General features: G+C 49.1%; 5 protein-coding genes. 4 read left to right on the top strand and 1 reads right to left on the bottom strand.

Annotated elements, in window-relative coordinates; translation table 11 throughout:
- Positions 1-46, bottom strand: a 46-nt coding sequence (locus IM322_RS23255) for a helix-turn-helix domain-containing protein (protein ID WP_353737100.1), incomplete at its 3' end; no start/stop codon positions are given.
- Positions 47-144: 98 nt separating this feature from the next.
- On the opposite strand from IM322_RS23255, the gene IM322_RS07850 reads away from it, so the two are divergent.
- The 4 genes from IM322_RS07850 (at position 145) to IM322_RS07865 (ending at position 4,879) form a co-directional block, all read left to right on the top strand.
- Positions 145-2,514, top strand: a complete 2,370-nt coding sequence (locus tag IM322_RS07850) for an arylsulfatase (protein ID WP_287672829.1) — start codon at positions 145-147, stop codon at positions 2,512-2,514.
- A gap of 175 nt (positions 2,515-2,689) precedes the next feature.
- Positions 2,690-3,364, top strand: a complete 675-nt coding sequence (locus IM322_RS07855) for a MarC family protein (RefSeq protein WP_287672831.1) — start codon at positions 2,690-2,692, stop codon at positions 3,362-3,364.
- 96 nt (positions 3,365-3,460) lie between these two features.
- On the top strand, positions 3,461-4,066 hold the full coding sequence (locus tag IM322_RS07860; RefSeq protein ID WP_287672832.1) for a hypothetical protein: 606 nt from the start codon (positions 3,461-3,463) through the stop codon (positions 4,064-4,066).
- 51 nt (positions 4,067-4,117) lie between these two features.
- Positions 4,118-4,879 (top strand): Coq4 family protein, encoded by a 762-nt coding sequence (locus IM322_RS07865; RefSeq protein ID WP_286825862.1) that lies wholly within the window; start codon positions 4,118-4,120, stop codon positions 4,877-4,879.
- Positions 4,880-5,162 lie beyond the last annotated feature (283 nt).

The raw sequence follows: 5,162 nt of genomic DNA on the forward strand, positions 1-5,162 counted from the left end.
CTTGTTCGGGTGTGGGGTAAAATCGAAACGAATAGGCTTTTTCCATGTCTCACATTCTAGCATATATTTGGTAAATGCGCTAGTATTTAACGGTAAAGCCGTCGTAGAACGACGGGGTTTCAGACCCAAAATTTTCGATGAACGATGTCCCAAGATAAGCCGATCCAACGCCAAATTCTACCGATTCCCGACTTGACCACCTTCGGTCTAATCACCTACGACGCGAAGAATCCGGACACTGACTATCCCCCGATTCGAGATATCCGACCGCCGGACGGCGCGCCCAACGTGCTGATCGTGCTGCTCGATGACGTGGGCTTCGGAGCCTCCAGCGCCTTCGGTGGGCCGTGCAATACCCCCACTTTCGAGCGATTAGCGGCACAGGGGCTAAAATATACCCGTTTTCATACCACTGCCCTCTGCTCTCCCAGCCGCGCGGCTTTGCTCTCCGGAAGGAATCATCACTCGGTCGGCATGGGCAACATCACCGAAACCGCCACCTCCGCCCCCGGGCAGAGTTCCGTTCGTCCCAACACCAAAGCCCCCCTCGCCTTGACCCTGAAGCTGAACGGCTATTCCACGGCGCAGTTCGGTAAGTGTCACGAGGTACCGGTTTGGCAAACCAGCCCGATCGGCCCCTTTGACGCTTGGCCCTCCGGCGGGGGTGGATTCGAGTATTTCTACGGCTTTATCGGTGGCGAGAATAACCAGTGGGAGCCGGCACTGTACGAGGGAACAACCCCGATCAAACCGCCGAAAACCCCGGAGAAAGGGTATCACCTGACCGAAGATCTGGCCGATCGAGCGATCGCTTGGGTCAGTCAACAAAAAGCCCTCGCCCCCGATAAGCCTTTCTTTATGTACTTCGCCCCCGGAGCGACCCATGCCCCCCACCACGTCCCCAAGGAATGGATCGACAAGTATCGGGGCCAATTCGCTCACGGTTGGGATCACCAGCGCGAGATTACCTTTGCCCGACAGAAAGAACTGGACGTAATTCCCCAAAATGCCGAACTCACCCCCCGTCACGCCGAAATTCCCGCCTGGGATGACATGGACGAGCGCCTGAAGCCGGTATTAGAGCGCCAGATGGAGGTGTACGCCGCCTTTATGGAACATACCGATGATCAGGTGGGACGGGTGATTCAAGCCTTAGAAAATCTAGAAATCCTCGACGATACGCTCGTTTACGTCATCGTCGGCGATAACGGCGCATCCGCCGAGGGAACGCTTCAGGGCGCGTTTAACGAGATGGCCAACTTTAACGGATTAGCGGGTCTAGAAACCCCGGAATTTCTCCTCTCGAAACTGGATGACTTCGGCGCGCCCGATTCCTATAATCACTACGCGGTCGGTTGGGCTTGGGCGATGAGTAGCCCCTACAAATGGACGAAGCAGGTCGCTTCTCACTGGGGCGGGACCCGCAACGGTACGATTGTTCGTTATCCCAAAATCATCACGGAAAAAGGTGGGATTCGCCATCAGTTCTGTCATCTGATCGATGTGGCCCCGACGGTGTTGGCAGTAGCGGGAATTCCCGAACCGACTATAGTTAACGGTGTCCTACAAAGTCCCTACGAGGGTACGAGTATGGTTTATACCTTTAACGACGCGGCCGCCCCCGAACGTCACGATGTGCAGTATTTCGAGATGTTTGGCAATCGGGGCATCTATTACAAGGGTTGGAGTGCGATTACCAAGCACCGCACCCCGTGGATTATGACTGGACAGACGATGGTTCCTTTCGACGATGATATCTGGGAACTATACGACGGCAGTAAGGATTGGACGCAAGCTCGGGATCTCTCCCGGGAAATGCCAGAGAAACTGCACGAACTACAGCGACAATTTCTGATCGAGGCGGTTAAGTATAATGTACTGCCCCTAGACGATCGCCAAGTGGAACGGGTCGATCCCGCCACCGCTGGCCGGCCTACCCTCGTGCGGGGAAACTCGCAATTATTCTTTGCCGGGATGGGGCGTTTGTCTGAAAATAGCGTCATCAACATCAAAAATAAATCCTTCTCGGTGACGGCGGAACTGAGCATTCCCCCGGAAGGCGCGGACGGGGTGATTATCGCCCAAGGCGGCCGCTTCGGTGGTTGGAGTGTCTATACCCACGACGGAAAAGCCAAGTTCGTCTATAACGTGCTGGGGATTCAAAGTTTTGTCACCGAGGCGACGGAGACGATCCCGGCCGGTAAGCATCAGGTACGGATGGAGTTTGCCTACGATGGCGGTGGTTTAGGACGGGGGGGAAATGTCACCCTCTACTACGACGGTCAACCGGTGGGTACGGGTCGGGTAGAACGAACTCAGGCTTTTATTTTCTCTGCGGACGAGACCACGGATATCGGCTACGAATCCGGTACCCCCGTAGCGGCGGAATATACCTCGAAAACCAGTCGTTTCACCGGCAAGATCGGTTGGGTTCAACTGGATGTGGGTACGGACGCTCATGACCACCTGATCGACCAGGAGGAACGTCTGAAAATTATCATGGCCCGGCAGTAGAAAAGGGGACTTGCGATCGACGGTTTCGCTTATTCGGTCTTAGGGGAGGAATCGCGATCGCTGGCGAGCCAATGTTTAATTTTCTATAGCAAAAACTAACCGCGCTGGTAGTTTTATCTAGACTTTCCCTCGGTTAAAAGCAAAAAAATTGAGTTTAAATTAGCAACTTTGTTCTATGGAATGGTCTTTTTTTAGAAACTTTGCCATCACTCTATTCGCCCTCTTAAATCCTCTGGGGATGCTGCCGATATTTATTAGTTACACCGCTCGCGAACGTCAAGAAGTACAGCGACTCGTGGCTCTATTTGTCTCGTTAACTGTCTTGTGTTTGTTGTTAATTTTTATGTTTATCGGAACGTCAATGCTAAAATTCTTTGGTGTCACCTTAGACTCTTTTCGCCTTGCTGGTGGAGTGCTTTTGTTGATGATCGGTATCAACATTGTTAACGGTTCTGGGGGAGGGACAAAAGAGCTTTTAATTAATGAGCGAGGAGGGGATTATCTCAGCGAAGCTAAGTCAGTTTATCGGCAAATTGTTATTCCTATGGCTATGCCTTTATTGGTAGGACCTGGGGTTATTGCTAACGTTATCCTTTATGCCAGTGAAGCCGAATCAAAGCTGGGTGACGGTATGGGCATTGAACTAATTTTGATGACAATTTTAGTCAGTTTTTTGGTCTTTCTCATCCTCGCTGCTGGCCAATGGTTACAAAGACTTTTGGGAGATATTGGCTTGAGTATTACTCAGCGAGTTATGGGGCTATTTGTAGCGGCGATCGGAGTACAATTTATGGTGACAGGTTTGATTAATATTTTTGTCGATCAGATCGTTCCTAAACTGCCATCATAGCAAATTGCTAATTAGTCTAAATAGTTAGCTAAGAAAATTACTGAAAATATCAAATAAGCTGTTGTATATTTAAACTGGGTATTAAGGAGAGCAATCATGAGAAATTCTGAGCAATTGACCAAATCCCTGAAGCGTTTTCGTTATACACTTTTTCTGGGAGTAGCGGCCATGGCAATCACTAGCTGGGGGATGCCCAATATTTCTGTAGCCCAGACTACTCCTGCTCAAGAAAAAGTGCAGTTAATGTTCGTGCAAACGGCAGAAGATATTCAGGTAGATCCCGTCACAAAAACAATTCGCTTGGTGAACGTCAACAAACAGACATTATACTTTTCCGATCGCCCGAACCGGATTGCTGGTAATCTGACCATGGCCGCCTATATGGATGAGTGGACAGCCCGGGCGGGAAAAGATAATTTTGCTAACGATCCCCCCAATGCGACCCTCTCAGTCTACGAACCTGGTCGTCAAGACAATACTATAGTTGTCGTCGAGATTAGCAATCCCGTCATCGATGGCAAGGACTTGATTTATAGCTACAAGCTAATCGAAGGGACTCTACCCAAGGCCGGCGGGGCAACTTCCCTATTTATCGATTGGATTGGTGTTGGTGGTGGTGTCGGTCCTGGCTTTTACGGGGTGGGGGCCGGTACCCGCGGAGTCGGTTTATACGGTGGTTACGGTGGACCCCTACGTTATTAATACGCTTGTTCTATTATTCCTGTAAATTTATCTAGCGATTAGGAGAATCCCATGAGTTACAGATACATCAATCAATTAGCCACACCCGAAAATTTGCAGCGATTTCTGGAATTTGTTGATCTGGCGGCTGGGGGAGGCAAAGATACGGCTAATGTCTGGGAAATCGAGCGCCGATTGGTTAATAGTCGCCCGATGGAGTTATGTGTAAAAGCAGTTCTGCAAGAACCAGCTTCCGCGCAATTAGTGCAAGAAAGATACATCGGCAACCCCTACGATATTGAAGCAATGTTAAAAATGCCGAAAGGTTCTCTCGGTTGGACTTACGGCACAATTATGCACACTTTGGGCTATGATCCGCAATTTTATCCCCAACGCAAGCAATTTGATTCCGATGCCGACTATATTGGTTTTCGCGTTGATAAAACCCACGATATCCATCACATTCTCACCGGATTTAGTTTAGATACTCTTGGAGAATTGGGAGTAATTTCTGTGACGGTCGCTCAAACTCGTTATCCTACTTTTCTCCTCATCGATATACTCTCTTTACTGATGACTTTTTTTACCAGTGATACTCTGTTAAATGAGGTGGAAAGTGATGCCGATTTAAATAAAACTCTCGGTTACAAATTCGAGCTAATTTCCCAGGGAATTACCATCGGCCGTAACGCTAAACCCCTATTCCCGATCAAGTGGGAGGAAGGCTGGGAAAAACCCTTAGATCAATGGCGCAAGGAACTGAATATTAAACCAGTTTTAGATGGTCCCTGGAGTTGGTACAGTCGCCCGGAATTACAGTCGGCGATAGCTTAATTTTCCCACCAGATTTTTGTGTGAGAATAGTGAGGGACAATTCTGCTTTGATCTATGGTCAAAAAACCTCTAGAAAACCAAGCCATAATCAAATTCGCTGGCTCTGTCAAATAATTGTTGCTCTAATTGTCTTAATTATGCCAGACTCGTAGGTTGGGTTGACGCAAGGAAACCCAACAACTTCCTGGAATATTTTCACAATTTTTGTTGGGTTTCGCCTTTTGAGCCGATTGGTAATACCTGAGCAATAATGATAGCTCAACCCAACCTACGGCTCGATTAA

This window comes from Microcystis sp. M109S1 (assembly GCF_020247025.1).
Classification (GTDB): domain Bacteria; phylum Cyanobacteriota; class Cyanobacteriia; order Cyanobacteriales; family Microcystaceae; genus Microcystis.